At 73.3% G+C, this 26,011-nt stretch carries 19 protein-coding genes and 1 pseudogene; 11 read left to right on the forward strand and 9 right to left on the reverse strand.

Annotated elements, in window-relative coordinates:
- The first annotated feature begins 66 nt into the window (after positions 1 to 66).
- Positions 67 to 1,224: an ROK family transcriptional regulator gene (locus H305_RS0111000; protein ID WP_028800424.1), complete on the forward strand. Its 1,158-nt coding sequence runs from the start codon at positions 67 to 69 to the stop codon at positions 1,222 to 1,224.
- A 49-nt stretch (positions 1,225 to 1,273) separates the two neighbouring features.
- On the opposite strand, the gene H305_RS0111005 is transcribed toward H305_RS0111000, so the two are convergent.
- Together H305_RS0111005 and H305_RS0111010 are read right to left on the reverse strand one after the other, a co-directional pair.
- Positions 1,274 to 2,035: a GntR family transcriptional regulator gene (locus H305_RS0111005; protein WP_028800425.1), complete on the reverse strand. Its 762-nt coding sequence runs from the start codon at positions 2,033 to 2,035 to the stop codon at positions 1,274 to 1,276.
- 313 nt (positions 2,036 to 2,348) lie between these two features.
- Positions 2,349 to 3,233, reverse strand: a complete 885-nt coding sequence (locus H305_RS0111010; protein ID WP_028800426.1) for an RNA polymerase sigma-70 factor — start codon at positions 3,231 to 3,233, stop codon at positions 2,349 to 2,351.
- Between the two features lie 113 nt (positions 3,234 to 3,346).
- Between H305_RS0111010 and H305_RS0111015 the strand changes: the two genes are divergently transcribed.
- Entirely contained in the window at positions 3,347 to 4,000 is a 654-nt protein-coding gene (locus H305_RS0111015; RefSeq protein ID WP_028800427.1) for an NADPH-dependent F420 reductase, read from the forward strand.
- A 159-nt stretch (positions 4,001 to 4,159) separates the two neighbouring features.
- Positions 4,160 to 4,990 (forward strand): alpha/beta fold hydrolase, encoded by an 831-nt coding sequence (locus H305_RS0111020; RefSeq protein ID WP_028800428.1) that lies wholly within the window; start codon positions 4,160 to 4,162, stop codon positions 4,988 to 4,990.
- Positions 4,991 to 5,035: 45 nt separating this feature from the next.
- Here the strand turns inward: H305_RS0111020 and H305_RS56000 are convergent.
- Positions 5,036 to 5,929: pseudogene (locus H305_RS56000) on the reverse strand (DMT family transporter); the annotation flags it as partial.
- Between H305_RS56000 and H305_RS0111035 the strand changes: the two are divergent.
- From H305_RS0111035 to H305_RS45445, 5 genes are all read left to right on the forward strand, one after another.
- Complete coding sequence (locus H305_RS0111035; RefSeq protein ID WP_028800431.1) at positions 5,920 to 7,371, forward strand: PLP-dependent aminotransferase family protein; 1,452 nt, start codon at positions 5,920 to 5,922, stop codon at positions 7,369 to 7,371. The pseudogene H305_RS56000 and the gene H305_RS0111035 overlap by 10 nt on opposite strands.
- 278 nt (positions 7,372 to 7,649) lie before the next feature.
- Entirely contained in the window at positions 7,650 to 9,245 is a 1,596-nt protein-coding gene (locus tag H305_RS0111040) for an alkaline phosphatase D family protein (protein ID WP_028800432.1), read from the forward strand.
- 300 nt (positions 9,246 to 9,545) lie between these two features.
- The gene (locus tag H305_RS0111045) at positions 9,546 to 10,946 is read left to right on the forward strand and encodes an SWIM zinc finger family protein (RefSeq protein WP_028800433.1); all 1,401 of its coding nucleotides are present in this window, start codon (positions 9,546 to 9,548) and stop codon (positions 10,944 to 10,946) included.
- Positions 10,943 to 13,594 (forward strand): DUF6493 family protein, encoded by a 2,652-nt coding sequence (locus H305_RS0111050; RefSeq protein ID WP_028800434.1) that lies wholly within the window; start codon positions 10,943 to 10,945, stop codon positions 13,592 to 13,594. Before H305_RS0111045 ends, H305_RS0111050 begins: the two co-directional genes overlap by 4 nt.
- 198 nt (positions 13,595 to 13,792) lie before the next feature.
- On the forward strand, positions 13,793 to 15,229 hold the full coding sequence (locus H305_RS45445; RefSeq protein WP_051370515.1) for a GNAT family N-acetyltransferase: 1,437 nt from the start codon (positions 13,793 to 13,795) through the stop codon (positions 15,227 to 15,229).
- Positions 15,230 to 15,350: 121 nt separating this feature from the next.
- Here the strand turns inward: H305_RS45445 and H305_RS0111060 are convergent, their stop codons facing one another.
- Positions 15,351 to 16,568, reverse strand: a complete 1,218-nt coding sequence (locus H305_RS0111060; RefSeq protein WP_234020734.1) for a trans-sulfuration enzyme family protein — start codon at positions 16,566 to 16,568, stop codon at positions 15,351 to 15,353.
- Between the two features lie 60 nt (positions 16,569 to 16,628).
- Between H305_RS0111060 and H305_RS45450 the strand changes: the two genes are divergently transcribed.
- Positions 16,629 to 17,201, forward strand: a complete 573-nt coding sequence (locus tag H305_RS45450) for an Lrp/AsnC family transcriptional regulator (RefSeq protein ID WP_234020735.1) — start codon at positions 16,629 to 16,631, stop codon at positions 17,199 to 17,201.
- A gap of 61 nt (positions 17,202 to 17,262) precedes the next feature.
- On the forward strand, positions 17,263 to 18,954 hold the full coding sequence (locus H305_RS0111070) for a DUF885 domain-containing protein (RefSeq protein WP_028800436.1): 1,692 nt from the start codon (positions 17,263 to 17,265) through the stop codon (positions 18,952 to 18,954).
- Positions 18,955 to 18,997: 43 nt separating this feature from the next.
- Here H305_RS0111070 and H305_RS0111075 read toward each other — a convergent pair whose 3' ends face one another.
- The gene (locus H305_RS0111075; protein WP_028800437.1) at positions 18,998 to 19,513 is read right to left on the reverse strand and encodes an immunity 21 family protein; all 516 of its coding nucleotides are present in this window, start codon (positions 19,511 to 19,513) and stop codon (positions 18,998 to 19,000) included.
- Between the two features lie 68 nt (positions 19,514 to 19,581).
- On the reverse strand, positions 19,582 to 20,076 hold the full coding sequence (locus H305_RS0111080) for a rhodanese-like domain-containing protein (RefSeq protein ID WP_037763502.1): 495 nt from the start codon (positions 20,074 to 20,076) through the stop codon (positions 19,582 to 19,584).
- A gap of 291 nt (positions 20,077 to 20,367) precedes the next feature.
- Here H305_RS0111080 and H305_RS0111085 point away from each other — a divergent pair, with 291 nt between their 5' ends.
- The gene (locus H305_RS0111085) at positions 20,368 to 20,814 is read left to right on the forward strand and encodes an Lrp/AsnC family transcriptional regulator (protein WP_028800439.1); all 447 of its coding nucleotides are present in this window, start codon (positions 20,368 to 20,370) and stop codon (positions 20,812 to 20,814) included.
- A gap of 160 nt (positions 20,815 to 20,974) precedes the next feature.
- Here H305_RS0111085 and H305_RS0111090 read toward each other — a convergent pair whose 3' ends face one another.
- The 3 genes from H305_RS0111090 to H305_RS0111100 form a co-directional block, all read right to left on the reverse strand.
- Complete coding sequence (locus H305_RS0111090) at positions 20,975 to 23,977, reverse strand: AAA family ATPase (RefSeq protein ID WP_028800440.1); 3,003 nt, start codon at positions 23,975 to 23,977, stop codon at positions 20,975 to 20,977.
- Complete coding sequence (locus H305_RS0111095; protein WP_028800441.1) at positions 23,974 to 25,137, reverse strand: exonuclease SbcCD subunit D; 1,164 nt, start codon at positions 25,135 to 25,137, stop codon at positions 23,974 to 23,976. Before H305_RS0111095 ends, H305_RS0111090 begins: the two co-directional genes overlap by 4 nt.
- 93 nt (positions 25,138 to 25,230) lie before the next feature.
- Complete coding sequence (locus tag H305_RS0111100; protein WP_028800442.1) at positions 25,231 to 25,857, reverse strand: YigZ family protein; 627 nt, start codon at positions 25,855 to 25,857, stop codon at positions 25,231 to 25,233.
- Positions 25,858 to 26,011: the final 154 nt, after the last annotated feature.

Here is a 26,011-nt window from a genome sequence, read left to right on the forward strand (position 1 = left end):
ACTCGCCGGGGTGCGCCCCGCCGAGTACGATCCGCCCAACACGCGCGCGAGCTGGGAGGACGGACGTTGGGGCGGTTGACCGGCGGGGACCCCTCTCTGCTGCGAAGGATCAATTCCGCGGTGGTGCTGCACGCACTGCGCGCCACGGACTGCGCGACCCTCACCGAGATCACCCGGGTGACCGGACTGTCCCGGCCGACGGTCGAGGGCGTCGTCGAGGGCCTCATCGAGAACGGGCTCGTCGTCGAGAAGGCGGCCGAGGAAGGCGCCGCACGGCGCCAGGGGCGTCCGGCGCGCAGGTTCCGCTTCAGGGCCGAGGCGGGCCATCTGCTGGGCCTGGAGATCGGCCCGCACCGGGTCGCCGCGCTCCTCGCCGACCTGGACGGCCGGGTCATGGGCGCCATGGCGAAGGACGTCGACGAGACCGCTTGCGCGGACGAGCGGCTCGAACGGCTGCGGGTGGCCGTCGCGGAGCTGCTGCGCCGGGCGGGCGTCTCCCGCAACTCCCTGCGTGCGGTCGGTGTGGGCAGCCCCGGGATCGTCGAGGCGGACGGCACCGTGCGGCTGGGCACGGCGCTCCCCGAGTGGACGGGCCTGCGGCTGGGCGAGCGACTGAGCCGCTCCTTCAAGTGCCCGGTGCTGGTCGAGAACGACGCCAACGCGGCAGCGGTCGCCGAGCACTGGAAGGGCGCGGCCACCGAGTCCGACGACGTGGTGTTCGTCCTCGCGGGACTGAGTCCGGGTGCCGGGTCGCTGATCGGCGGCCGGCTGCACCGCGGGTACGGGGGCGCGGCCGGCGAGATCGGCGCGCTGCATCTGCTGGGGCGCGACGTCACCCCGGAGACCCTGCTGTCCACGACGGACGAGCCCTTGCACCCGCTGGACGAGCAGGCTGTGGCCGAGGTCTTCGCCCTCGCGCGGAACGGCGACCAGCGGGCGCGCGCGGCCGTCGACCGTTTCATCCAGCGCCTGGTGCACGATGTGGCGGCGCTCGTCCTCGCCCTCGACCCCGAACTGGTCGTCATCGGCGGCTGGGCGGCCGGGCTGGACGGTGTACTGGAGCCGCTGCGGCGCGAGTTGGCACGCTACTGCCTGCGCCCGCCGAAGGTGACGCTGTCGATGCTGGGCGAGGCCGCCGTGGCGACGGGTGCCCTGCGGCTGGCCCTCGATCACGTGGAGGAGCAGCTGTTCGCGGTCGAGGGCACCGTGACGGCGCGCCGCTGACCCGCGAAGCGCGCCGCGCCCCGGGCGTGACCGGGGCGCGACGTGCGGCTCAGGAGGCCCGGCGCTCCGGGTCGTGGTGTATCTCGACCCCGCCGGAGTCGCCGAAGGTCAGCCGGCAGGTGTCGGCCCGGTACGTGGCGACGGAGACCGCGGCGGTACGCCCCTCGGCGAAGAACCGGGTCGTGACGACGAGCACGGGAGCTCCGGGGAGCCGATCGAGCTCCTTGGCGTCGTCAGCGCGCGCCGAGCCGAGCTCCACCGCCCGGTCCTGGTTCTCCAGATCCAGCCGCTGGAGCTCGCGCAGCACGGCACGCGCGCGTGCCGCACCCGAGGGCGCGTCTATGGCAGACAGGTCGGGGACCGAGGACGCCGGCACGTAGAGCAGCTCGGCGGCGACCTGCTGGCCGTGGGTCACCCGGGAGCGGCGCACCGTGTGGACCTGTTCGCCGTGTGCCGTCTCCAGGATGCCGGCCACCGAAGCGGGCGGCGCCGCCACCGTGCAGTCCGTGGCCTGCCACGCATCGCCGGCCGCACCCGGCCAGGTGTGCTGTTCGGATCCCACGGCGACGCCCACGCGCGGCGGTGCGACGGTGGTGCCGACACCCCGGCGGCGCTGGAGCCTGCCTTCCAGTTCGAGCTGTTCGAGTGCCTGCCGCAGGGTGGCCCGGGCGACGCCGAAGCGGGCTGCCAGGTCACGTTCGTTGGGCAGGATCTCGCCGACCGAGAACTCGGAGTCCAGTGCCTCACTGAGCACGGTCTTGAGATGCCAGTACTTAGGCTCCGGCACCGATTCCAGCTGCGTGGTCCCCACCCTGTCCTCCGCAATCGCCGTGGCCCGGCGGCGTTTTAGCGCCCTTGTTTATTAAAGGTTCTTGCACTATCTCTGCGACGATAGGCCCGCCCCCACCCTTGGTCAAGACCAATCCTCGATCGCTTACGCTGTGCACAGGCGCGTTGCCGCAGAGCGTTCACGGGGCGTTCGCAGGGGGCGATCTTCCGGACACAACGCCGAAAGCCCCCGTCCAGAGGACGGGGGCTTTCGAGCACGTACGAAGGCGATCCGGACGGTGCGCCGACGCGGGCCGCCACGCCCGGCCCCGCGGCGGCTCAGCCGCGGTTGCGGCTCAATCGACGTCGAGCGTCAGCAGCTTCTCCGGGTTGCGCATGATGTAGATGCACTGGATCCGGCCGTCCACGACGTCCAGTTGGAAGACGCTGTCGGGCTTCGAACCGGACATGATCACGAGCGCGGGGCCGCCGTTGATCTCCAGGAAGCGGAACGAGACGTGCGGTACGCCCTTCTTCGCCGCGCCGTGCAGGAACCGCCCCACCTTGTCGGCGGACTCGATGACCCGCAGCGGGGCCTGCGACCGCCCGCCGCTGTCGCCGACGAGGCGGACGTCGGGGGCGAGCATGGCCATGAGCCCTTCCAGGTCGCCGTCCGCGGCGGCGGCCAGGAACCGCTCGGTGAGGTCGCGGCGTTCGGCGGGGTCGACCTCGTACCGCGGCCGGCGTTCGTCGACGTGCCTGCGCGCCCGCCCGGCGAGTTGACGCACCGCGGGCTCCTCGCGGTCGAGGACGGCCGCGATGTCCGCGTACGGGTAGCCGAACGCCTCGCGGAGCACGAAGACGGCCCGCTCGAGAGGCGAGAGGGACTCCAGGACGACGAGGACGGCGAGCGAGACCGAGTCGGCGAGGACGGCCCTCTCCGCGCTGTCGGGGACGGTGTCCGCGAAGTGCGTGACGTACGGCTCGGGAAGCCACGGCCCCACGTACGCCTCTTTGCGCGACTGCACTTGGCGTAGCCGGTCGATGGCGAGCCGGGTGGTGACGCGGACCAGATAGCCGCGCGGCTCGCGCACGTCCGAGCGGTCGGCGCCGGACCAGCGCAACCAGGCCTCCTGCACCACGTCCTCCGCGTCGGCGACCCTGCCGAGCATGCGGTAGGCCACGCCCGTCAGCAGGGGGCGGTGCTCTTCGAAGACGTCGGTCGCCGTGTCGGGTGCCACGGCTCCATCCCACCCGACGGATCCCCTCATGTCCAGGCGGAATCGGTCGACGCCGGAGCAGAATGACCTGCGGGCCACCGGTGGCCGGTGTCCCCGACCCTGGAGGAGTGACGATGCGGTACGCGGTTCTGGGCACGGGCGAAGTGGGGCGCACTCTCGGCGGCAAGCTGATCGAACTGGGTCACGAGGTGTCGTTGGGTTCGCGGGTGAAGGACAATCCGGCAGCCGTGGAGTGGGCCGACAGCATGGGCCCCGGCGCGGGCCACGGTACGTTCGCGGAGGCGGCGGCCTTCGGCGAGGTCGTCGTGAACGCGGTGGGCGGGCGGGTGGCTCTCACCGTGCTGCGTTCCGTCGACGAGGAGCATCTGAACGGGAAGATCGTCCTCGACGTGTCCAACCCCATCGCCTTCGAGGAGGGGCAGGTGCGTCTGGCCCCGGTCGAGTCGGACAGCGTGGGCGAACAGATCCAGCGGGCCTTCCCGAACACCCGCGTGGTGAAGAGCCTGAACACCATCAACTGCTATCTGATGGTGGACCCGGCGATGGTGCCCGGAGAGCACCAGATCTTCGTGTCCGGCGAGGACCAGAGCGCGAAGGAGCAGGTGACCGCGATGCTCGGGGAGTTCGGCTGGCCTCCGCACCGCGTCATCGACCTCGGCGGCATCCGCACGGCCCGGGCCGCGGAGATGATGCTGCCGCTGTGGCTGACACTGTTCCAGCACATCGGGCACCCCGAGTTCAACGTGGAGGTACGCAGGGCGCGTTGAGGACGGTGAGCACCTCGCACCACCTTCAGGACCCGTGCCCGCGAGTCCGCGTCCCAGGGTTCTCGGCGCGGGGGCTACCCGTCGGTAGCAGTTGCTGACAAGCTGTCTACAAGACAGTCCGTCAGCGTGTCCCATGCGTCCCAGACGAGGAGCAGCCCCATGTCCGCCACGGTCTCGTTCAGCCTCCCCACCTCGCGCGGCCCCAGGACCGTCACCGTCTCCTACGCGCGCGTGGGCACCGGTGAACCGCTCCTGCTGCTGCACGGGATCGGTCACCACCGGCAGGCCTGGGACCCGGTGCTCCACATCCTGGCCGCCGAACGTGACGTCATAGCCGTCGACCTGCCCGGCTTCGGGGAGTCCCCGGCACTGCCCGACGGCCTCACCTACGACCTGTCGACGGTAGTGCCCACGCTGGGCGCGCTCTGCGAGGCTCTCGGCATCGAACGGCCGCACGTGGCGGGCAACTCGCTCGGCGGGCTGCTGGCTCTGGAGCTGGGCCGCGAGAAGCTCGTACGGTCCGTCACTGCGCTCTCGCCCGCCGGATTCTGGTCGCCGGTCGAGCGCCGCTATGCGTTCGGGGTGCTGAGCGCCATGCGGCAGGGGGCCAGGCGGCTGCCGCTCCCCGTGGTCGAGCGGCTGTCGCGGACGGCCGCCGGACGGGCGGCGCTGACAAGCACCATCTATGCCCGGCCGGGGCGCCGGTCACCCGAGGCCGTCGTCGCCGAGACCCTGGCGCTGGCCCACGCCGAGGGATTCGCCGAGACCCTCAGGGCGGGCACCACGGTCCGGTTCACGGACGACGTCCCGGGCCTTCCCGTCACCGTGGCCTGGGGAAGCCGTGACCGGCTGCTGGTGCGCCGCCAGGGGATCCGCGCCAAGCACATCATTCCGCGTGCCCGGCTGGTGCGGCTGCCCGGTTGCGGACACGTCCCGATGAACGACGATCCCGCGCTCGTCGCCCGCGTCATCCTCGACGGCAGCCGCTGATCGACGCCCGACGAGAGCCAGGGCACCGGATCCGAGGGCGACTCCGGCGCCCACCAGGCCGCTTCCGAGGGCCTGCGCGGCTCCGTAGGCGCCCGTGCCGACGAGCGGCGCGCTGCCCGCCGCCGCGACGGGGATGAGGCCGGAGAACAGGGTCGCGCGCTCCGCGCCGATGCTCTGCATGCCCATGTACCAGCACACGAACCCGACGACCGTGACGACCGCCGCCTGCCACAGCAGCGCGGCGGTCTCGGTGGCGTCCGGCATCCGCAACCACGCGCTGCCGCCGGTGAGCAGCCCCGCCACGGCCGACTCGACGGCAGCGACCCCGCAGACGGTGGCCGACAACAGCCGTGGCCCCAGCGGCCGCAGGACGGGTACGGCCAGGACCGCGAAGCCCACCTCGCCGCACAGCGCACCCACGGAGCAGCCGATGCCCGCGGCGTCAGTACGGCCCCACCCCTGGACGGTGAAGGCGCCCAGTGCCACGAGCAACGCCCCGTACAGGACGCGGCGTTGAGGCCTGCGCCCCTCCTGGAGGGGCACGACGACGGCCACGACGACCGGGGCACAGCCCACCAAGACGCCCGGGACAGCGGGTTCCGCCGTCCGTTCGGCGGCGATCACCGCGAGGTTGAAGCCGACCATGCCGACGGCCGCGAGCAGTGCGAGACGGCCCCATCGACGCGCGTCGAGGGAACGCAGTCGCGTCATGGAGCCCCGGCCGACCATGGGCAACAGCAGCAGGCAGGCCAGTCCGTAGCGCAGGAACTGACCACCCGCGTAGGGGTAGTGGCCCAGGACGCTGTTGGCGGTGAAGGAGCCTCCGACGAGGACACAGGCGAAGGCGGCGAGCAGGGCGCCTCGGGCGGTGGTGGGGTTCATGAGGGCGACGCTATGAAGGCGCGTGGTCCGGTTTAAGGTCCACTTCCATGACGTCATCGGGGACCAATCACAGCGTGCCGGCGGGGCCCGGGCCGTCGGACGGTGCTCCGTGGGCGGCGGCCTGGGAACTGCTCCTTCCGGCCGCTTCGGCCCCCGCACGCGCGCGTGGCCGCACCCTTCAGGCGGCGCTCCGCGAGGCGGTCCGCACGGGCCGGCTCGCTCCGGGGACCCGCCTGCCGTCCAGCCGCGAGCTCGCCGCAGACCTCGGCGTGTCACGGGGCCTGGTCACCGAGGCGTACGAGCAGCTGACGGCCGAGGGCTACCTGCGCAGCGACCGGGGTGCCGGGACCTGGGTCGGCGACGCGGTCCGGGCGGCCGGTCCCCGCGCGCGTGACCTGGCCCCGCGGAGCTCCGGAGCGCGGGCCGACTTCGTGCCCGGTACGCCCGACCTGTCGCTGTTCCCGCGCGCCGCGTGGGCGGCCGCGCACCGCGGCGTGCTGGGCGAACTGCCGCACCATGCCCTGGGTTACCCCGATCCGCGCGGGCTGCCCCGGCTGCGCACCGCGCTCACCGAGCTGCTCGCCCGGCGCCGCGGCGTGGTCGCCGACCCGGAACGGATCGTCGTGGTCTCAGGAGTGGCGCAGGCCATGGCCCTGCTCGGGCTCGTGCTGCACGCGCGCGGTCTGCGCACTGTCGGCGTGGAGGACCCCGGCAGTCCCGAGCACGGTGCGCTGTACGCCTCCGCCGGCGTCGGCACCGTACCGCTGCCGCTCGACGACGAAGGACTGGCCGTCGGACCACTGAAGGCGTCGGGGGTGCACGCGGTGGTGACGACGCCGGCTCATCAGTTCCCCACGGGCATCGCCTGCTCGGCACGTCGCCGCGCCCAACTCCTCGACTGGGCTCGCTCGGTGGGCGGGCTCGTGATCGAGGACGACTACGACGGGGACTTCCGCTACGACCGTGCCCCCGTGGGCGCCCTCCAGGGGCTCGATCCGGGGCACGTCGCCTACACCGGGTCGGTCAGCAAGTCCCTCGCCCCGGGCCTGCGGCTCGGCTGGCTGCTCGTACCGGCCTCGCTCTGCGAGGAGGTCGTCGAACGCAAGCGCACCATGGACCTGGGGAACCCGGTCGTCGACCAGGCGCTCCTCGCCCGCTTCCTGGAGCGCGGGGACTACGACCGGCAGCTCCGCCGCTGCCAGCGCGCCTACCGGGAACGGCGCGACGCCCTCGTGGCCGCGCTGGCGTCGCACTTTCCCGGTACGGAGGTGTCGGGCATCGCGGCCGGCCTCCACGCCATCGCGGCCCTGCCCGAGCGGTACGGGCCGCTCGACCGTTTCCTGGAACGCACCCGTGCGGCCGGGGTGGCGGTGCGTCCGCTGGCGCAGTACGGGACGGCGGTCGAGGACGGCTTGCGGCTGGTGCTGGGGTACGCGCATCTGTCGCCCGCGCGGATCCACGACGGGGTGGCGCTGCTGGCGGAGGCGGTACGCGACTGATCCCGCCGGCGTGCTCCCACCCCGGCGCGGCGCGTGAGCGCACGCGGACCCGCCCACGAGCGGACCCGCCCCGGCACGCATGAGCGCACGGATCCGCCGCCCGCGACCGGTCCCGGAGGTCCCGTCCGTTTCGCGATGCCCACGGGTGCCCGCGTGCCCGGTACGGCGGTTCCCCTGTCCCTGGGGCCAGTTGTTCACTTGTGGTTTCCGTGTGCGCTGCGGCGCACCAGTAGTTGTGGCACTGCACACCGGCCGGATCCGTCCCAGGAGGCGCATTCATGTCGCACCATCCGCCAAGCCACTTCCCCGGTCGTCGCAGCGTGCTGCGCGGCTCCCTCGCCGCGTCCGCGGCGCTCGCCCTGCCCACCGCGCTCGGCTCGGCACCGGCGTTGGCCCTGTCCGGACGCCCGAAGGCGGGGTGGGGCGTACAGGCGGGCGACGTGACCGCCGACTCCGGCCTCGTGTGGGTCCGCTCCGACCGCCCCGCGCGGATGATCGTCGAGACGTCGGCGACCGAGTCGTTCAGCCGTTCCCGCAGATGGCACGGGCCGCTGCTCGGCGCGGACACCGACTTCACGGGGACCACCAGGCTGCGCGGGCTGCCCGCCGGCGAGCAGATCCACTACCGCGTCCTGCTCGCGGACCCCGACGACCCGCGGCGCACCGGCGAACCGGTGACCGGCACCTTCCGCACGACGCCCGCCGGACGACGGCGTGGCGTGCGCTTCCTGTGGTCGGGCGACCTGGCGGGACAGGGTTGGGGCATCAACCCCGACATCGGCGGCTACCGCATCTACGACGCCATGGCCCGGCTCGATCCGGACTTCTTCCTGTGCAGCGGCGACAGCATCTACGCCGACGGACCGATCGCGGCGACCGCGACGCTCCCCGACGGCAGCACGTGGCGGAACATCACGACCGAGGAGAAGTCCAAGGTCGCCGAGTCGCTGGCCGAGTTCCGCGGCAACTTCCGCTACAACCTGCTGGACGAGAACCTGAAGCGCTTCAACGCCCAGGTGCCGTCGATCATCCAGTGGGACGACCACGAGGTGCGCAACAACTGGTACCCCGGCGAGGTGATCGCGGCCTCGGACACGCGGTACACGGAGAAGAGCGTCGACGTGCTGGCCGCTCGTGCCCGTCGCGCGTTCAGCGAGTACTTCCCGCTCTCCACGCTGCGGCCGGGCGGCAAGGACGGCCGCGTGTACCGGGTCATGCGTCACGGCCCGCTCCTGGACGTCTTCGTGCTCGACATGAGGACCTACCGCAACGCCAACTCCTCCGGCACCCAGACCACCGACCCGCAGGGCATCCTCGGCGTCGAGCAGCTGGAGTGGCTCAAGCGCGAGCTGTCGCGGTCGCGCGCGGTGTGGAAGGTGATCGCCTCCGACATGCCGCTCGGTCTGGTCGTGCCGGACACGACCGAGGGGAAGCCGAACATCGAGGCCGTGGCACAGGGCGACCCCGGCGCACCTCTCGGACGCGAGTTGCAGATCGCGGAGCTGCTGCGGTTCGTCAAGCACCGGCGGATCACCGGCACCGTCTGGCTGACCGCCGATGTGCACCACACCTCGGCGCAGCACTATCAGCCGTCGCGGGCCGCCTTCACCGACTTCGAGCCGTTCTGGGAGTTCGTGTCCGGGCCTCTCAACGCCGGAGCCTTCCCGGCGAGCGCGCTGGACGGCACGTTCGGACCGGAGCGGGTGTTCGTGAAGGCTCCGACCGCGTCGAACGTCTCGCCCGCGGGCGGATACCAGTTCTTCGGCGAGGTCGACATCGACGGAGACAGCGGCGAGCTCACGGTGCGGCTGCGGGAGCAGGACGGGACCGTGCTGTTCACTCAGGTGCTGCAGCCGGGGCGCGTGGGCCAGTAGCGTCTCTCGGCTCCCGTACCCTCGAACGGGCGGGCCGCGCACCGGAGTCATCCCCCGGTGTGCGGCCCGCCCGCCTGCCCTGCGGACCGGCCCGCCTCGGCGCGGCTCAGGTCGACTCAGCTCGGCGCGCTCGGCCGCGGCTCACCTCGGCCCGGCGCGGCACGGCACGACTTCCCTCAGCCGACGCGGCGTGGCTCGGCCCGGCGCGGCACGGTTCGGGCCGGCGCGGCACGGTTCGCACCGTGCACAAGTATGCGCAGGTCAGAACCGATTGTCAGTGGTCACCTCTACGGTTTTTCCATGACACGATCTTTCCAGGCCGTGGCCTACACCCGACCCTCCGCGCTGGAGTCCGCACCGGGCGGACAGCGGCTGGGACTTGAGACCTCGCAGGGCGCGACGCCCACGGGAATCCAGGCCCACCCGCGCTTCTTCGCGGGCTTCCTGACCTCCCCTCAGGTCGCCGCGGCCGGGCTGCTGGCGGTGGCCGACGTCGCCGCGGCCCGCTACTACCAGCGGCAGCTGAGCGCGTCCCTGGACCCGGTGGTCACGGGCAACGGCGACCGGCTCCGCTTCGAGTCCTTCTCCGGCTGCGGGGGTGTGTACGCGCGCCTGGACGTCCTGACGCCGGGTCTCGACGGCGGCGAGGTCGGCCACGGCACGACCAATGTCGACGTCAACAACCCGCTGCGCGAGGCGCTTTCCCGCATCGGCACGGACGATCCGCTGCACCTGCGGGTCGGCCCCGACGACCTGACGGTGACCACGCTGGACGGCCCCGTCGTCGAGAAGAAGGTGCCGCTGCCGGACCGCTGGTTGCGGGGGTTCGCCGAGGCCCAGGTGACGGCGGCCGGTTTCGACCTGCGGGCCGAGCTGCCTGCGGCCGAGGCAGTGCGCTTCCTGCGCTCGCTGCCGCGCGGCACCGCGCGCGGCGCTTCGCGTGGAGCCCAGTGGGTGGTGCCGGCGGGGCGCGGCCTGCGGCCCACGACCCGCCCGGTTTCCGGGGCGGTGTGCCTGCCCGGCCCGGAGCGCCTGATCGCCCTCCAGCGGGTGCTGCGCCACGCGTCGGCGCTGCGGGTGTACGGCCCTCCGGTGACCGGCGACACCAGCGCCGCCGCCTGGGAGGTCGTCCTGCCGGGCATGCGGCTGACGCTGACGCTGTCGCCCGACTCCGCTCGCGGGTTCTCCGGGGAAGGCGGGGTGCTGGACGCCCTCGCGACCGACGAGGCCGCCGAGGACGCGGAGTTGATCGCCGTGCTGCTGGCCTGGGAGCCGCGCGTCGACGTGGGAGACCTCGCCGCCGCCTCCGGCCTGCCGGCCGAGCGGGTGCGCGCCGCGCTGATCCGCCTCGGCACCTCGGGCCGCGTGGGGTACGACACGGCGGAGGCGGCGTACTTCCACCGCGAACTGCCATACGACGCCGAGCGGGTGGAGCGTCACAATCCGAGGCTGCGGTCGGCCCGGGCCCTGGTCGCCGCGGGTGCGGTCGCCCTGGACGGCGCGCTCGGCACGGTGACCGCCGAGGACGGCCACGTCCACCGGGTGCGCGACGACGCGGGGACGCTGAGCTGCTCCTGCCTGTGGTGGGCCAGGTACCGGGGAGGACGCGGACCGTGCAGACACGCGCTGGCGGTGCGCATGGTCCGGCGGGGAAACGCGACGGGGCGGCGGGAGACGCGGATCGACGGGGGTGTGCGATGAGTCGCGAGGCGCTGGTCACAGCGGTACGGGCAGGTCAGACGATCGAGGTCACCGGCCTCCTGGACGGGATGACGGATGCCGAACGGCGGGCGTGCCTGCCCGCGTTGAAGGAGCTGCGCAAGGAGTTGCGGGGCGCCCCGTGGAGCGCCCCGTCCCGCAAGGCCTACCCCGCGCTGCACGCGGCCGGCGCGGCATGTCACACGGGCGCGGCGGGGGCGGCCACCTGGATCGCGGCGGCCGACATGCGCTGGTCCCAGGCCTCCCCCGGCGTGCTCCTGCACGTCCTGGGCGACCGTGCGCCCGAATGGCTCGGCGACGTGGCTCACCGACTCGCGCAGCGGCCGGTCACCTCCCGGGTGCCGTACGCGTTGACGGCGGGCCTGGTGCGGCTGTCGGGCTGTGAGGTGCCGACGACCGACGCCCATGTGACGGGCTGGTTCGAGCACGTCGGAAGTGCGTGGCACCACGGGGACACCGTGGTCGAGCGCCTCCGCCAGGAGCCGCACCTGCCGGTCATGGTCGCCGCCCTCTTCGAGTCCCTGGAGGTGACCGGCCGGGTCGGCTGGCTGTTCGGTGACGGTCCGGACAGTTGGTACAGCGCACTCGCGCGGCTCACCCGGGAAGGCACCCTCGACCGCAAGATCATGGTGGACGCCTGCGTGGCCAGGCTGCTGCGCGGTGGCACGGCCGCCGACCAGCGGTTGTTCCTGCGCCTGCTGACCTGCCTCGACCTGACGCGGGACGAGGAGCGGGAGCGGTCGGCGGACTGGACGGCACTGGCCTGCGACGCGGCGTCGCCGGTGGCTTGGCACGCCCAGGCCATTCTGGCTTCCCTCGTCCTGGACGGCGAGCCGGCGCTCCGGCAGCTCGCCGAAATGACTTCCGGGGTGCTGTTCCGGCCGGAGAAGAAGCTCGTCCGGGCCCAGCTCATCCTGTTGGGCAAGGTACTCAAGCGCGATCCGTCGAGCGCGCCCGACCTCCTGCCGGCGGTGGCGCAGGCGTTCGGGCACCAGGACACGGAGGTGCAGGAGCGCGCGCTCAAGCTCGTGGAGCGGCACTTCGCCCGGCTCGACGGTGCGGACGGGGCCCGCGAGCGGATCGCCGAGCTGGCGGCGGAGTTGAGTCCCGGGCCACGCGCCCGGGCGGAGCGGCTGCTGGGCGCCGGTGTGGTGGATTCCTCCCCGCTGGTCCACACGGAGGTGCTGCCGCCAGTGCCGGAGCGCACACGGCTCGCGCCGGCGCCGGGATCGGCGGTGGAGGTGGCCGAGGAGGTCGGCGCCCTGCTGGCCTCCGGCGGCGACGTCGCCACCTTCGAGCGCGCGCTGGACGCTCTGGTCCGACATGCCCACGACGACCGGGAGGCGCTGCTGGAGGCCCTGCACCCCGCCGTCGCACAGCGCTGGTGGCTGGACGCCGGCGTCTCCGACACGCATGCGGACCGGTACTTCCGGGAGTCGCCCTACGGGCTGGAGGTCGTCCTCGCGTCGTTGCTCGGGCGGGTGCGGGCGGCCACGCTCCACGCGGCGGTGCAGCAGAGGCCGGACAGGGGCGACTGCCCGCACCGCGCCCTGTCCCGCGCCTTCGACGCGCGTCTGTGGGAGGTGGCCCATCGGATCCGTACCGATCCGCTGCCGTTCCTGCTGGCCACCCCCAGCTGGTCGACGGGGCTGCTGGAGCCGGACGAACTGGTGGCACGTCTGGCCGAGTACCGGCGGCTCGACGCCCGGCCTGGAGCGGCGGACTTCGCCCAGGCGCTGCTGCGTGTCCGGCGGGACGGCGACGGTGCGCCGGCGGCCGCGGCGGCACAGGCTCGGGCGCTCGGCACACCCGAGGGGTACCGGCTGGCCCAGTGGCTCACCGCGCAGGGCCCGCGTCTCCCGCTGAGCCGGCGTCGGACCGTGGGCGTCCGCATCCTGCTGGAGCTGGGCGAACTCGACGAGATACAGGGGCAGTTCCCGCCGGAGTTCCGGCGGCTCGGACGTCCGCAGTCCGTCTTCAAGAACCGCACGTACTGCCCGCACTGGGACCGGGCGGAGCGGCAGCACTGGTCGGCGGTGCTGCCCGGCCGGCGGGAGATGGTGGCGGCCCGCGTACTCGGCGACCTCGCCTCGGCCGCCGTGGACGACAGCCGGAAGGAGGCGGCGATCCTGCCCCTGCTCGCCGAGGCCGACGGTGAGGCGGGTGAGGCCCTGCATCTGTGTGTGGCGTACGGGCTGGCGGCGCGCGACCCGGAGGACCGGCTGTGCGCCGTGGACGCCCTGCTGGTCCTGGCGGCGCGCGGTCAGCTCGACGCGGCGCGGCTCGGCGCCGATCTCGGCCAGTTGGTGCGCCGTGGTTGTGTGAAGCCGCTGCGGCTCGCCGAGTCGATACGCACCGCGGCGGCGACCGGCGCGTACGCCACCGTGTGGTCGGTGCTCCGTGACGCGCTGCCGATCGTGCTGGCCGACCTCGCGACGGACGGTACGGGCGGCAGCGCCACGCGCGGGCTCGGGGACCTGCTGGCGGTCGCCGCGGACTGCGCCGAGCGGTCGGGGGCACGCGGCGATCTGGCCCATCTCGCCCGGGCCGCCGGGCGGCGCGGCTCGTCGCGGCTGGTCACCCAGGCCCGCCGCCTACGGATCGCGCTGACGCAGGAGGCAGCCGCCTGACGTACGACCGGCCCGTCGGCGGCATGACCCGAGGGGGACGCACCGCCTTTGACGAGTCTCGTGACCAGTGCGGAACACGAGCGGTCCAGGCCGAGCAAAGGACCCCTAAAAAGAACTGTAAAAAGGGCAGAACGACACTTAACCGATCAGTCACAAAGCGTTCGTGATCACGCAACACCGTTCCTTCACAGTGACTGTATGACTCCTGACATGTCTGATGTGACCCGTGCGAAGCACGGGCGTCCCATACACCACTGGCGGCGGGACGTCGTCGAACTCGCCGCCCTGTTCACGGCCGTGGCCGTCGCCGACGCCGTCGCCAACCTGATCGGGCACGGGCCCGACGGCCCCGCCCTGCTCGTGATCTCGGCGGTGATCCTGGTCGCCACGGCGGGCTTCCACATCTGGTGGGCACGGCGCCACGGCCACGCCCCGCCGGCGGGCGATACCGGCGCCCGGCCCGGCGCCCACGGGCGACGGGCCGGGCGCTCCGACGAGCCCGCCGCGGCCCCGCAGGCCGCCGGGGAGACCGTGCTGTGGCGGATGCGCACGACGGTGAAGGACGCGCCGGGTTCGCTGGCGGCGCTGTGCACGGCGCTGGCCCGGCAGCGGGTCGACATCCTGAGCCTGCAGACGCATCCGCTGGCGAAGGGCACGGTTGACGAGTTCCTGCTGCGGGCCCCCGCGGACCTGGACGCCGCCGAGATCACCCGGGCCGTGTCCCGGGCGGGCGGTGCCGGGACGTGGATCGAGCGTGCCGACGCCCACGACCTGGTGGACGCTCCGACCCGGGTGCTCGGCCTGGCCACTCGCACAGCGCTCGACGCCGCCGAACTTCCCCTGGCTCTGCGACAGTTGCTCGGCCGCTGCACCATCCGGTCGCTGCCCGGCAAGTCGCCGGTCTCCGGACGGGTGGAGGAGGGCGCGCCCGTGGAGGGTGCGCTGGAGGACACCGTCATGCGGCTGCGGGCCCCGGAGGGCGGTGTGATCACGGTGGAGCGGCCGTATCTGCCGTTCACGCCGACCGAGTTCGCGCGGGCGAGGGCGTTGGTGGAGCTGGACGCGCGGCTCGGTCCGCGGATTCCGCGCAGCCAGGACGTGCTGACGCTGCCCGAGGGCAACGCCATCACCGTGCGACGGGCCGACGGGTCCGACGTCGAGGCGGCCAAGGCGATGCACGAGCGCTGCTCCGCGCGGACGCTGAGCATGCGCTACCACGGCCCGGTGGGCGACGCGGACCGCTACCTCAGCCACCTGCTCAGCCCGCGCTTCGGTCGCACCCTCGCCGTGCAGACGGCGTCGGGCCGCATCGTCGGGCTCGGACACCTTCTCTGGGACGGTGACGAGACGGAGATCGCGCTCCTCGTCGAGGACGACTGGCAGCGGCGCGGGATCGGCAGCGAGCTGCTCGGCCGGCTGGTGGCCCTGGCCGTCGAGGCCGGCTGCGAGAGCGTGTACGTCGTGACGCAGGCCTCCAACACCGGCATGGTGGCCGCCATGCGCGGCCTCGGTCTCCCCCTCGACTACCAGATCGAGGAGGGCACCCTGGTCATCACCGCCCGCCTGGAGCCGGCCGGACCGGCGCGGCTGCCGCACGGCGAAGAGCAGCGCGGGGAACGCGTCGCGCGCGACTGACCGCGTCCCGTACGGACACCTCGCCGTCCGGCCCCCCGTGGGTCGGACGGCGAGGTGAAGCCGGGCGTCCGCCGTCACTCGGACCGGCCCGGCTCCTCCCCCGCTCCCGCGCCCCTCTCCCCTACGCCACGGGCACCGGGGTCCCCAACGCCGCGTCGAGGTCGGCCCAGAGGTCGTCGACGTCCTCCAGACCGACCGACATCCGCAGCAGCCGGTCGCTGACGCCCGCGTCGTGGCGGTCCTGTTCGGGCACTATGCGGTGGCTGATCGAGGCCGGGTGCTGGATCAGGCTGTCCACGCTGCCGAGGCTCACGGCCGGGGTGACCAGACGGACCCCGGCGATCACGTCGTGCGGGTCCCCGTGAACCTCGAACGCGATCATGGCGCCGCCGATGCGCGGGTAGTGGACGCGGGCGACACGCGGATCGGCGGCGAGGCGCCGGGCGAGTTCGGCGGCGTTCGAGGACGCGGCCCGCACCCGTACCGGAAGCGTGGACAGGCCGCGCAGCAGCAGATATCCGGCCAGCGGATGCAGGACACCACCGGTCGCGAACCGCACCTGGCGCAGCCGCCGGGCGAACTCCTCATCGCAGGCCACCACGCCGGCCATCACGTCGCCGTGTCCGCCGAGGTACTTGGTCGCGCTGTGCAGGATCAGGCGCGCGCCGTGTTCGGCGGGGCGCTGCAGCACGGGCGTGGCGAACGTGTTGTCCGCGAGCAACGGCACGGAGCCACAGGCGTGCGCGACGGCCCTGAGGTCCACCTCGGCAAGCGTCGGATTGGCCGGCGACTCGACCATCACCAGACCGGTGTCCGGCCGCAGGGCGTCGGCGATGCCCGCCGGATCGACCCAGGTGACCTCGCTGCCCAGCAGGCCCGCCGTCAGCAGGTGGTCGCTGCATCCGTACAGCGGGCGTACCGCGACGACGTGCCGCAGGCCCATGGCGTTCCTGACGAGCAGGACGGCGCTCAGCGCGGCCATGCCACTGGCGAAGGCGACCGCGCTCTCGGTGCCTTCGAGCCGGGCGAGCGCGGTCTCGAAGCGGGCGACGGTCGGATTGCCGAGCCGTGCGTAGACGGGCGGGCCGTCCGGTTCGGCGCCGTCCGCGGCGAACGCGTCGATGCGGGCGGCCTCGCCCCGGCTGTCGTACGAGGGGTAGGTCGTCGACAGATCGATCGGCGCCGCGTGAAGTCCCTGGGCGGCGAGATCCTCCCGCCCGGCGTGCACGGCCTCGGTGGCGAGCGCCCGGACCAGGGGTGCGGCGGACACCTGGGGGGTTCCGTTCAGGTCGTCCCGGGCATCGCGAGCGTCATATGCGTCGTACACAACGGAGTCCATGTGGCGAAGCCTGAACACCGAACGGGCCGTGAGCGCCACATCCCGTGTTACGTTCGCGCCATGGCCGATTCCGTCGTACTCGATCCGGTGGATCTTCATCTGCTGCGGCTGTTGCAGAACGACGCCCGGACGACGTACCGCGACCTCGCCGCACAGGTCGGTGTCGCGCCCTCGACGTGCCTGGACCGGGTGACCCGGCTGCGCCGTGCGGGGGTGATTCTCGGCCATCAGCTGCGGCTGGACCCGGCGAAGCTGGGCAGGGGCCTCGAAGCGTTGCTGTCCGTGCAGGTCAGGCCGCATCGACGGGAGCTGGTGGGGCCCTTCGTGGACCGGATAAGGGCCCTTCCGGAGTCCCGCACGGTCTTCCATCTCACCGGTCCCGACGACTATCTCGTCCATGTCGCGGTGGCGGACATGGCGGATCTGCAGCGCCTGGTGCTCGACGAGTTCACCTCGCAGCGCGAAGTGGCGCGGGTCGAGACCCGGTTGATCTTCCAGCAGTGGGACTGCGGTCCGCTGCTGCCTCCCCGCCGGGACGCGCACACCGGCCAGCCGTCCGCGGAACCGTCCGTGCGGCTCGGCAGGACGCCGGTGCCCGAACAGCCCGCCAGGCCGGCGGCGGGGGCTGGCTGATCCGGCACAAGAACCGGATACCGGGCTGACGCGACGCCCGTCCTCATATGAGGATGTCCGCATGTCACAGACGAAGAGCCCGCTGCCCCGCGAGGTCGCCGACACCTACGTCGACGAACTCATCGCCCTCGACCCGGTCCTCGGAACGTACCTCGGTGTGAAGGAGAGTCACAACAAGCTCCCCGACACCTCGCCCGCCGGCCAGGAGGCGGTCGCGGAGCTCGCACGGGCGACGCTCGCCCGGCTCGACGACGCCGAGCGGGTGCCCGGGGCGGACAGTGACATGGAGCGCCGGTGTGCCCGGCTGCTGCGCGAGCGGCTCACCGCCCAACTCGCCGTCCACGACGCCGGCGAGGGCCTGCGCGCCGTCGGCAACCTGCACACGGCGCCGCACGGCGTGCGCGAGATCTTCACCCTGACGCCGGCCGACACGCAGGAGGACTGGGCGATCATCGCCGAGCGGCTGCGCGCCGTTCCGGCCGCCCTGGCGGGATACCGCGAGTCCCTCGCCCTCGGCCTGGACCGCAAGCTGTACGCGGGCCCGCGCCCGACAGCGACCTTCATCGGGCAGCTCACCGAGTGGTCGGACACCGACGGGCAGGGCCTCGGCTGGTTCGAGGACTTCGCGTCGGCGGGCCCGGACGCGCTGCGGGAGGAGCTCGACACGGCCGCTCGCGCCGCCACCGAGGCGATCGTCGCCCTGCGGGACTGGATGCGCGACGTGTACGCCCCCACGATCGAGGGCGCGCCCGACACGGTGGGCCGTGAGCGGTACGCACGGCTGGCCCGCTACTTCAACGGCACCGATCTCGACCTGGACGAGGCGTACGCCTACGGCTGGGCCGAGTACCACCGGCTGCTCGCGGAGATGAAGTCCGAGGCCGAGAAGATCCTGCCCGGCGCCGCGACCCCCTGGGTGGCGCTCGCGCACCTCGACGAGCACGGTAGGCACGTCGAGGGCGTCGACGAGGTGCGGACCTGGCTCCAGGGCCTCATGGACGAGGCGATCGAGGCCCTGGACGGCACGCACTTCGAACTCGCCGAGCCGGTACGGAAGGTGGAGTCCCGCATCGCACCGCCCGGTGGCGCCGCGGCACCGTACTACACCGCGCCGTCGCAGGACTTCTCGCGCCCCGGACGGACGTGGCTGCCGACCATGGGGCAGACCCGCTTCCCCGTCTACGATCTGGTCTCGACCTGGTACCACGAGGGGGTGCCCGGCCATCACCTCCAGCTCGCCCAATGGGTGTACGTGGTCGACGACCTCTCCCGCTACCAGGCCACCGTCGGCCAGGTCAGCGCGAACTGCGAGGGCTGGGCGCTCTACGCGGAGCGGCTGATGGACGAGCTGGGCTTCCTCACCGACGCCGAGCAGCGGCTCGGGTACCTCGACGCGCAGATGATGCGCGCCGCCCGGGTCGTCGTCGACATCGGCATGCACCTGGAGCTGGACATCCCGGCCGACTCGCCCTTCCACCCCGGTGAGCGGTGGACCCCCGACCTGGCGCAGGAGTTCTTCGACGCGCACAGCAGCCGCCCGGCCGACTTCGTGGAGAGCGAGCTGACCCGCTACCTCACCATCCCCGGCCAGGCCATCGGCTACAAGCTCGGCGAGCGTGCGTGGCTGCTGGGCCGGGAGAACGCGAAGAAGCGGCACGGCGACGCGTTCGACGCGAAGGCCTGGCACATGGCGGCCCTGTCTCAGGGTTCGCTGGGCCTGGACGACCTGGTGGACGAGCTGTCCCGGCTCTGAGCTGCGCGTACGGAGCGGCCGGGACCGGTACCCGCCCGGCCGCTCAGTGCGTCAGCCGGCGCAGTTGCACGAGGCCGAGCCATGTCTCGGGGCCCGGCTCCGCGTAGGCGGCGCGCACCGCGTACCGGCCGGGTTCGAGAGCGACCCGCAGATGGTCGGTGCGCTCCGAGGCGGTGCCGGGCCACGCCGCGTCGAAGAGGACCACCGGCCCCGGTACCTTCCACTGCACCTCCGGCTCCCACGCGGCCCCGGCCAGCGCGGCCGGCACGCCGGAGAGGAGCTCCTGCTCGGACTCGGCGGCGCACCACCGGACGAAGGTGCCGTACTCGGGGAGGTATGCCGTGGAGGCGGGCTGGTCGCCGAGGACGAGGGCCCTGGTGTCCCCGACCGGCACGAGGCCGATGAACCCTTCCACGTCACATGCCCGGTCGTAGTCGGAGGACATGTCGTCGCCGTCCGCCCCCGACCAGAACGGCAGCACGACCTCCGGGATCGCTATGAGGGGTCCGCCACCCGACTCCACCCAATCGACCGCACCTGGGTCCGCGTATCTGGCCATGCGCAGAAGCTACACGCCCGGGACCGCAGGGATGTTCGGTGTCCCCCACCCCGTCCGATACGAGCGGGTCAGCAGCCGCAGTCGTCCGTGCCGACCGGGGCGGTCAGCGGGTCCGCGGCGCGCCGCTCCCGGCCCTCCCAGGTCTCGAACTCGAAGCCCTCACGGGCCCAGTACTCGAAGCCGCCGAGCATCTCCTTGACCTGGAAGCCGAGTTGGGCGAGGGCGAGAGCCGCGCGGGTGGCTCCGTTGCAGCCGGGACCCCAGCAGTAGGTCACGACCGGAACCGACTTGTCGAGGATCTGCTCGGCCTGTTCGGGGATGAGCGCGGTGGGCAGGTGGACGGCGCCGGGGATGTGACCCTGGTCCCACGACTCGGTGGAACGGGAGTCGAGGACGACGAAGCCGGGGTCGGCGCCGTCGGCGAGGGCGGCGGCGACGTCGGACACGTCAGCGTGGAAGGCGAGGCTCGCGCCGAAGTAGGCGGCGGCCGCGGCCGGGGACGCGGGCGCGACCCGCAGGACGGGGTTCGCGCCCGCCGACCCGGTCGTGGTCGCGCCGGTCATGGTCCCGGCGGTCGTGGTGCCCGCGTCGGGCTGCGTCGTCTTCACGGTGCCGGTGGTGCCGGTGGTGCTGGTGGCGGCGGTCGCGGTCATGGTCTGGCCTTCCCTCCCGGGTCCCGCCGGCCGGCGCCGGTGCGCGCACCCTCCGCGCATCCGGCGGCCCCGGTGCTTCCTGCGCACCCGGCCGAGCGGAACGTTCTCACCAGAAATCTACGGTCGATGATCCACATCCTGAAGTGGCGATCCACGGCCTCCCTCTTGATCGACCGGGGAATCGCCTGCTATCCAACGCACATGACCGCGTATTCCCCGGACGCCACCGACTGGCGCATCCTCGATGTCCTCCAGCGGGAGGGGCGGGCGAGTTTCGCCGAGCTCGCCCGCGCCGTCTCCATGTCCGCGAGCGCGGTCACCGAGCGGGTGCGCCGCCTGGAGGAAGCGGGCGTCATCCGGGGCTATGCGGCCGTCGTCGATCCGGAGAGCCTCGGCCTGCCCATCCTCGCGTTCGTCCGGCTCAGATATCCCCATGGCAACTACAAGCCGTTCCACGACCTCGTCGCGGCGACGCCCGAGATCCTGGAGGCGCATCACGTCACCGGCGACGACTGCTTCGTCATCAAGGTCGCCGCACGCTCGATGAGCCACTTGGAGGAGGTGTCCGGCAGGATCGGCGCCCTGGGCTCGGTGACGACCAGTGTCGTCTACTCCTCCCCGCTTCCCCGGCGGCCCCTCGGCCACTGAGTCCGCCGCCCCGGGCAGCCGGGTCGCGTGACGTATGGCGGCCGGCGCGCCTGACAACCGGAGGCCGGGTCGCGCGGCATGCGAGGGCGGGGCCCGTGCGGCGCCCGGGCGTCCGTCGGTGCCGGCGGGCCGCCGAACGACATGGCAGCGGTGCGCCGTGTCAGTCGACGGCGCCCCTCTGCCGTACGACCGAGCCCGTCCTCCCCTTCACCACTTCCAGCTGGGCGTGCACGCGCCGCCGCAGATCGGCGACGTGGCTGACGATGCCGACGCTGCGATCGCGCTCCCGCAACGAGTCGAGGACGTCGAGGACCTCGTCGAGGGTCTGGTCGTCGAGACTGCCGAAGCCCTCGTCGATGAAGAGGGTGTCGAGCCGCACGCCCCCCGCCTCGTCGGTGACGACGTCCGCGAGGCCGAGGGCCAGCGCCAGCGAGGCGAAGAACGTCTCGCCGCCGGACAGAGTCGCCGTGTCCCGCTCGCGTCCGGTCCAGGCGTCGACGACGTGCAGGCCGAGTCCGCTGCGGCCACGGCCGGCACGGTCGGCGGAGTGCACGAGCGTGTAGCGCCCGGAGGACATGCGGTGCAGGCGCGCCGTCGCCGCGGCGGCCACCTGTTCCAGGCGCGCGGCGAGAACGTACGACTCCAGGCGCATCTTGCGTTCGTTCTCCGCCGACGTGCCCGCCGCGAGGCCGGCCATGCGGGCGACACGGTCGTACTCCTCGCGCAGCGGGGCCAGCCGGCGTACGCCTGTGTCGGCGCGCCCGGACAGTGCGTCGAGCTCGGCGCAGCGCCGGGCAGCGGCGTCCTGCGCGGAGGCCGCGTCCCGCAGGCGGCGGGCGGCGGACTCGGCGGCCCGCTCCGCGGCGGGCAGGTCGGCGGGCGGCCGCTGGGCGGCGTGCGCCGTGTCGGCCTCGGCGAGCACCGCGCGCACGGCCGCCTCCTCGGACTGCCAGGCGTCGAGCCTCCGTTGCAGTTCCCGGTGGGCGGCGTCGTCGAGCAGCGCGGCGGCGGCCGCCCGCGGGGTGTCGAACCCGGCACGGAACGCCGCGTCGGCGAGCCGGGCGTCGGCCTCCTTGAGGCGCTGCGCGGTGTCCTCGGCGGCGCGGACGGCGTCCGCGGCCTCCGTCAGCAGCGCTACCCGCCGCTCCAGCTGGGCGGCGCGCGCGGACACGCTGCCCGCGTCGCCGCGTGCCTGCGTCAACTCCCCTTCGAGACCGGCCTTCTCGCGGTCCAGCGCCTCGCGGAGGGAGGCACGCGAGGCGACGCGACGGGCGGCTTCCTGCTGGGCGGCCGTCCGCCGCCGGTACTCGCGCTCCGACTGCTCCCGCGCCTCACGCGCCGCGTGCAGGCCGGAGGCGGCGGAGCGGGCCTCGGCGTGCCGGTGTTCCAGCTCCTCGGTCTCCTGGGCGAGGCGCGCGGTGGGGGTGTCGCCCGCCTCGGCGGTCGCGGCGGCCAGCGCCTCGCGCACGACGCCGAGCCGTCTCTCCGCTTCGGCGCGCTCCTCGTCGGCGCTCTGGAATCCGGCGAGGGCCCGTTCCTCGGTCTCGCGGTCGACGTGTCCGTCGATCTTCTGTGCCGGTGCCGGGTGTTCGGTGCCGCCGCAGACGGCGCAGGGCTCACCGTCGACGAGGCCCGCGGCGAGTTCCGCGGCGATGCCCTTGAGCCGCTGTTCCTTCAGGTCGAGCCAGTGGGCGCGCGCTTCGGTGGCCCGCTCGCGCGCGGCGAGGGCCCGCTCGTGTGCGGCGTCCGTGTCGCGTGCGAACTGGTCCCTCTGCCGAGCCGCGTCGAGCCGCCTGAGGGCCGGGTCGCGCTGGACGGCGAGCTGCTCTGCGCGTGTCGCCGCCTCCTGTGCGGTCTCGATGTCCGACTCGATGCCGGCGCGGGTGTCCTCCCATGCGGCGAGCCAGGCCTCGGCCTCCTGGAGGACGTCCTCGTCGGCGCGCTCCTGACGGTCCAAGGAGGCGCGCTCCGTGGTCAGTTCGGCCAGGCGCCGTTCGGCCCGGCGCGCGGATTCCAGGCCGCCGAGCTCCTCGGCCGCCTTGCGGGCGGCGGTGGCGAGTCCGGACGCCCCGGCGTCGGCGAACGTCTGCGGCAGACCGGCAAGCGCGCGTGCCTCTTCGTCCGCCGCGCGCCGATGCTCGGTCTCGGCGAGGTCGCGCAGGTCGAGCGCCGGAGCCACCGCCTCGGCCTTGCGGGCGCGCTGCATGCGCGCCTGGGCCTCCTGGTGGGCGTCGGCGCGCTCCTCCAGGCGCGTGGCCCGCTCCCGAGCCGCGGTGAACCGGCGCTGGAGTCGGTCCACTTCACGTACGTCGTCGAGTTCGCGGTCCGCCGCGGTGTGCGCGGACTCGGCGGCGGTGCGTGCGCAGTGAGCGATCGTGAGGCGCTCGCGGGTGGTGCTGCGGGCGACGGCGGCCCAGGCCAGGACGGACTCAGCGAGGCCCGGTTCGCCGGGTTTCAGCTCGGGCAGGGCGATCTCGACGCCGCTCCCGGCCTCCTGCTGCATGCGGTGCGCGTCGGCCAGCAACTCGGCATCCCTCGCCCGCACTTCGGCCTCGGTGGTGCGGCGCCGCTCGGCGAGGCGCTTTTCGACCTCGGCGAAGCGGTGGGTGTCGAAGAGGCGGCCGAGCAGCTTTCCGCGGGCCTCGGCGTCGGCCCGCAGGAAGCGCGCGAAGTCGCCCTGGGGCAGCAGCACGACCTGGCAGAACTGCTCGCGGCTCATGCCGAGCAGTTGGGTGAGCTCCTCACCGATCTCCTGGTGGGAGCGGCTGAGGTCCTTCCAGGAGCCCGCCGAAGCGTCGTACTCGCGCAGCCAGCTCTGGGCCTTCTCGGTGGTCGTGCCCGTGCCGCGCTTCTTGGGCCGCTCCCAGGGCGGCTGCCTGGTGATCTCCAGCCGGCGTCCGGCGACGGTGAGGTCGAGGCGGATCTCGGTGCGGGTGCCGGGTTCCGCGTGGTCGCTGCGCAGACCGAGGCCCTGCCCCGTCTGGCGGGCGCCCGGCACCGCGCCGTACAGCGCGTAGCACACGGAGTCCAGGACGGAGGTCTTGCCCGCGCCGGTCGGTCCGTGAAGCAGGAAGAGTCCGGCGGCGGACAGCGCGTCGAAGTCGACCGTCTGGGGTGCGCCGAAGGGTCCGAACGCGGTGATGTCGAGGCGGTGCAGTCTCACCGGGCGACCTCCCGAACGGCCTCGTCGGCGCGGACGGCGTCGAACGCGTCACGCAGCACGGCCTGCTCGTGCGGGTCGGGGCCCGCACCGCGTACATGGGCCACGAAGTCCTCCGCGATCTGCTCCTCGCTGCGGCCCGCCAGCCGCCGGGCGTAGGAAATGTCGGGTTCCTCGGGGGCGCGCTCCGGGTCGAAGGCGAGGTTGAGGGTGTGCGGGAAGCGCTCGGACAGCCTGGCCATGGGATCGGCCGGGCGGACCGGGTCGGTGAGGGTCGCCTCGACCCACGCGTCCTCGTGGCGCGCCAGCGCCGGATCGGCGAGGAGGTCGTCCAGGCGGCCCCGGAGGCGGGCGAGGGTGCGGGGCACAGGGCAGTCGATCCGCTCCGCTTCGAGGGAGCCGTCGGCGCCCAGGTCGACCAGCCACATGGTCTTGCGGTGGTCGGCCTCCGAGAAGGAGTACGGAAGCGGGGAGCCCGAGTAGCGCACGCGCCCGGTGATGGTCTGGCTGCCGTGCAGGTGTCCGAGCGCGGTGTAGTCGACGCCGTCGAAGATTCCGGCGGGCACGGAGGCGACGCCGCCGACGGTGATGTCCCGCTCGCTGTCGCTGGGCTCGCCGCCGGTGACGAAGGCATGGGCGAGGACCACGGAGCGGGTGCCGGGCGGGCGGGCGGCGAGGTCGGCGCGGACCCGCTCCATCGCGGCGGCCAGTACCGTCTCGTGTCCCGGCTTGTCCACCCCGAACTCGTCCTTCACGAGAGCCGGTTCGAGGTACGGCAGGCCGTAGAAGGCCACGTCGCCGTGCTGGTCGGCGAGGACGACGGGGGTGCCGCACGCCGAGGGCTCGGTCCGCAGGTGGATGCCGGCCCGGCCGATGAGTCCGGCGCCGACTCCGAGCCGGCGGGCCGAGTCGTGGTTCCCGGAGATCATCACCGTGGGCACGCCGAGGTCGGCCAGCCGGTGCAGCGCGTCGTCGAAGAGCTCGACGGCGGCGAGGGGCGGCACCGCCCGGTCGTACACGTCCCCCGACACGACCACCGCGTCGACGCCGCGCTCGCGCGCGGTCGTGACCAGATGGGCGATGAACTCGGCCTGGGCGCCGAGCATGTTCACCCGGTGGAACGCCCGGCCGAGATGCCAGTCGGAAGTGTGCAGGAGCCTCATGATCCCCGAGACTAACGGGCGGGTCGGACATCACGGGCGGCTACTCCCGTATCCCCCGTCCGCCGCATCGGCGGTGGGTGTCCGCTCGGCCCGTCACGCGTCCCCGTACGCCTCTCCCCCGAGTTCGAGTTCCGCCGCCCCGGACGTCGCGTCCGCCAGCCAGGCGCGGAAGGCCTCCACGTCGGCGTCCGGCAGCCCGATCTCGATGGTGACCACCTCGCCGTACCGCACGTCGCGCACCTCGCGCCCGGCCGAGCGCAGGTCGTTCTGCACCTTGCCGGCCCGCTGGTGGTCCACGGTCACGGTGGCGAGCCGGAACCTGCGGCGGGTGACGGTCCCGAGCGCGTCCAGGGCCTCCCCCACCGAGCCGCCGTAAGCCCTGATGAGTCCGCCCGCGCCCAGCTTGACCCCGCCGTAGTAGCGGGTGACGACGGCCACGACGTACCGCATGTCGCGGCGCAGCAGCATCTGGAGCATGGGGACGCCGGCGGTGCCTCCCGGTTCGCCGTCGTCGCTCGCCTTCTGCACGGCCGCGTCGGCACCGATCACGTACGCGTAGCAGTTGTGCGTGGCGTCGGCGTGCTCCTTGCGGACGGCCGCGACGAAGTCCTGGGCCTCCCGCTCGGTGGCGGCCGGGGCGAGGGCGCACAGGAAGCGGGAGCGATTGATCTCGGTCTCGTGCACGCCCGCGCGGGCCACTGTGCGGTACTCGTCCTGCATCGGGTCAGCGTATGCGCTGCACGCGTGCGTGCCGTACGCCGCCTCCCGCCCCGCACGCCCTCTCCCGCCTCCGGGCCCGGCCGCCCTTGGTGACCGCTGCGACGGATGTCGGCAGTGTCACGTCCGAGGGGCTCGTACCGGCCCCCGGCGCGGG

It is taken from the genome of Streptomyces sp. 142MFCol3.1, assembly GCF_000424945.1.
GTDB classification, from domain to species: Bacteria; Actinomycetota; Actinomycetes; order Streptomycetales; family Streptomycetaceae; genus Streptomyces; species Streptomyces siamensis.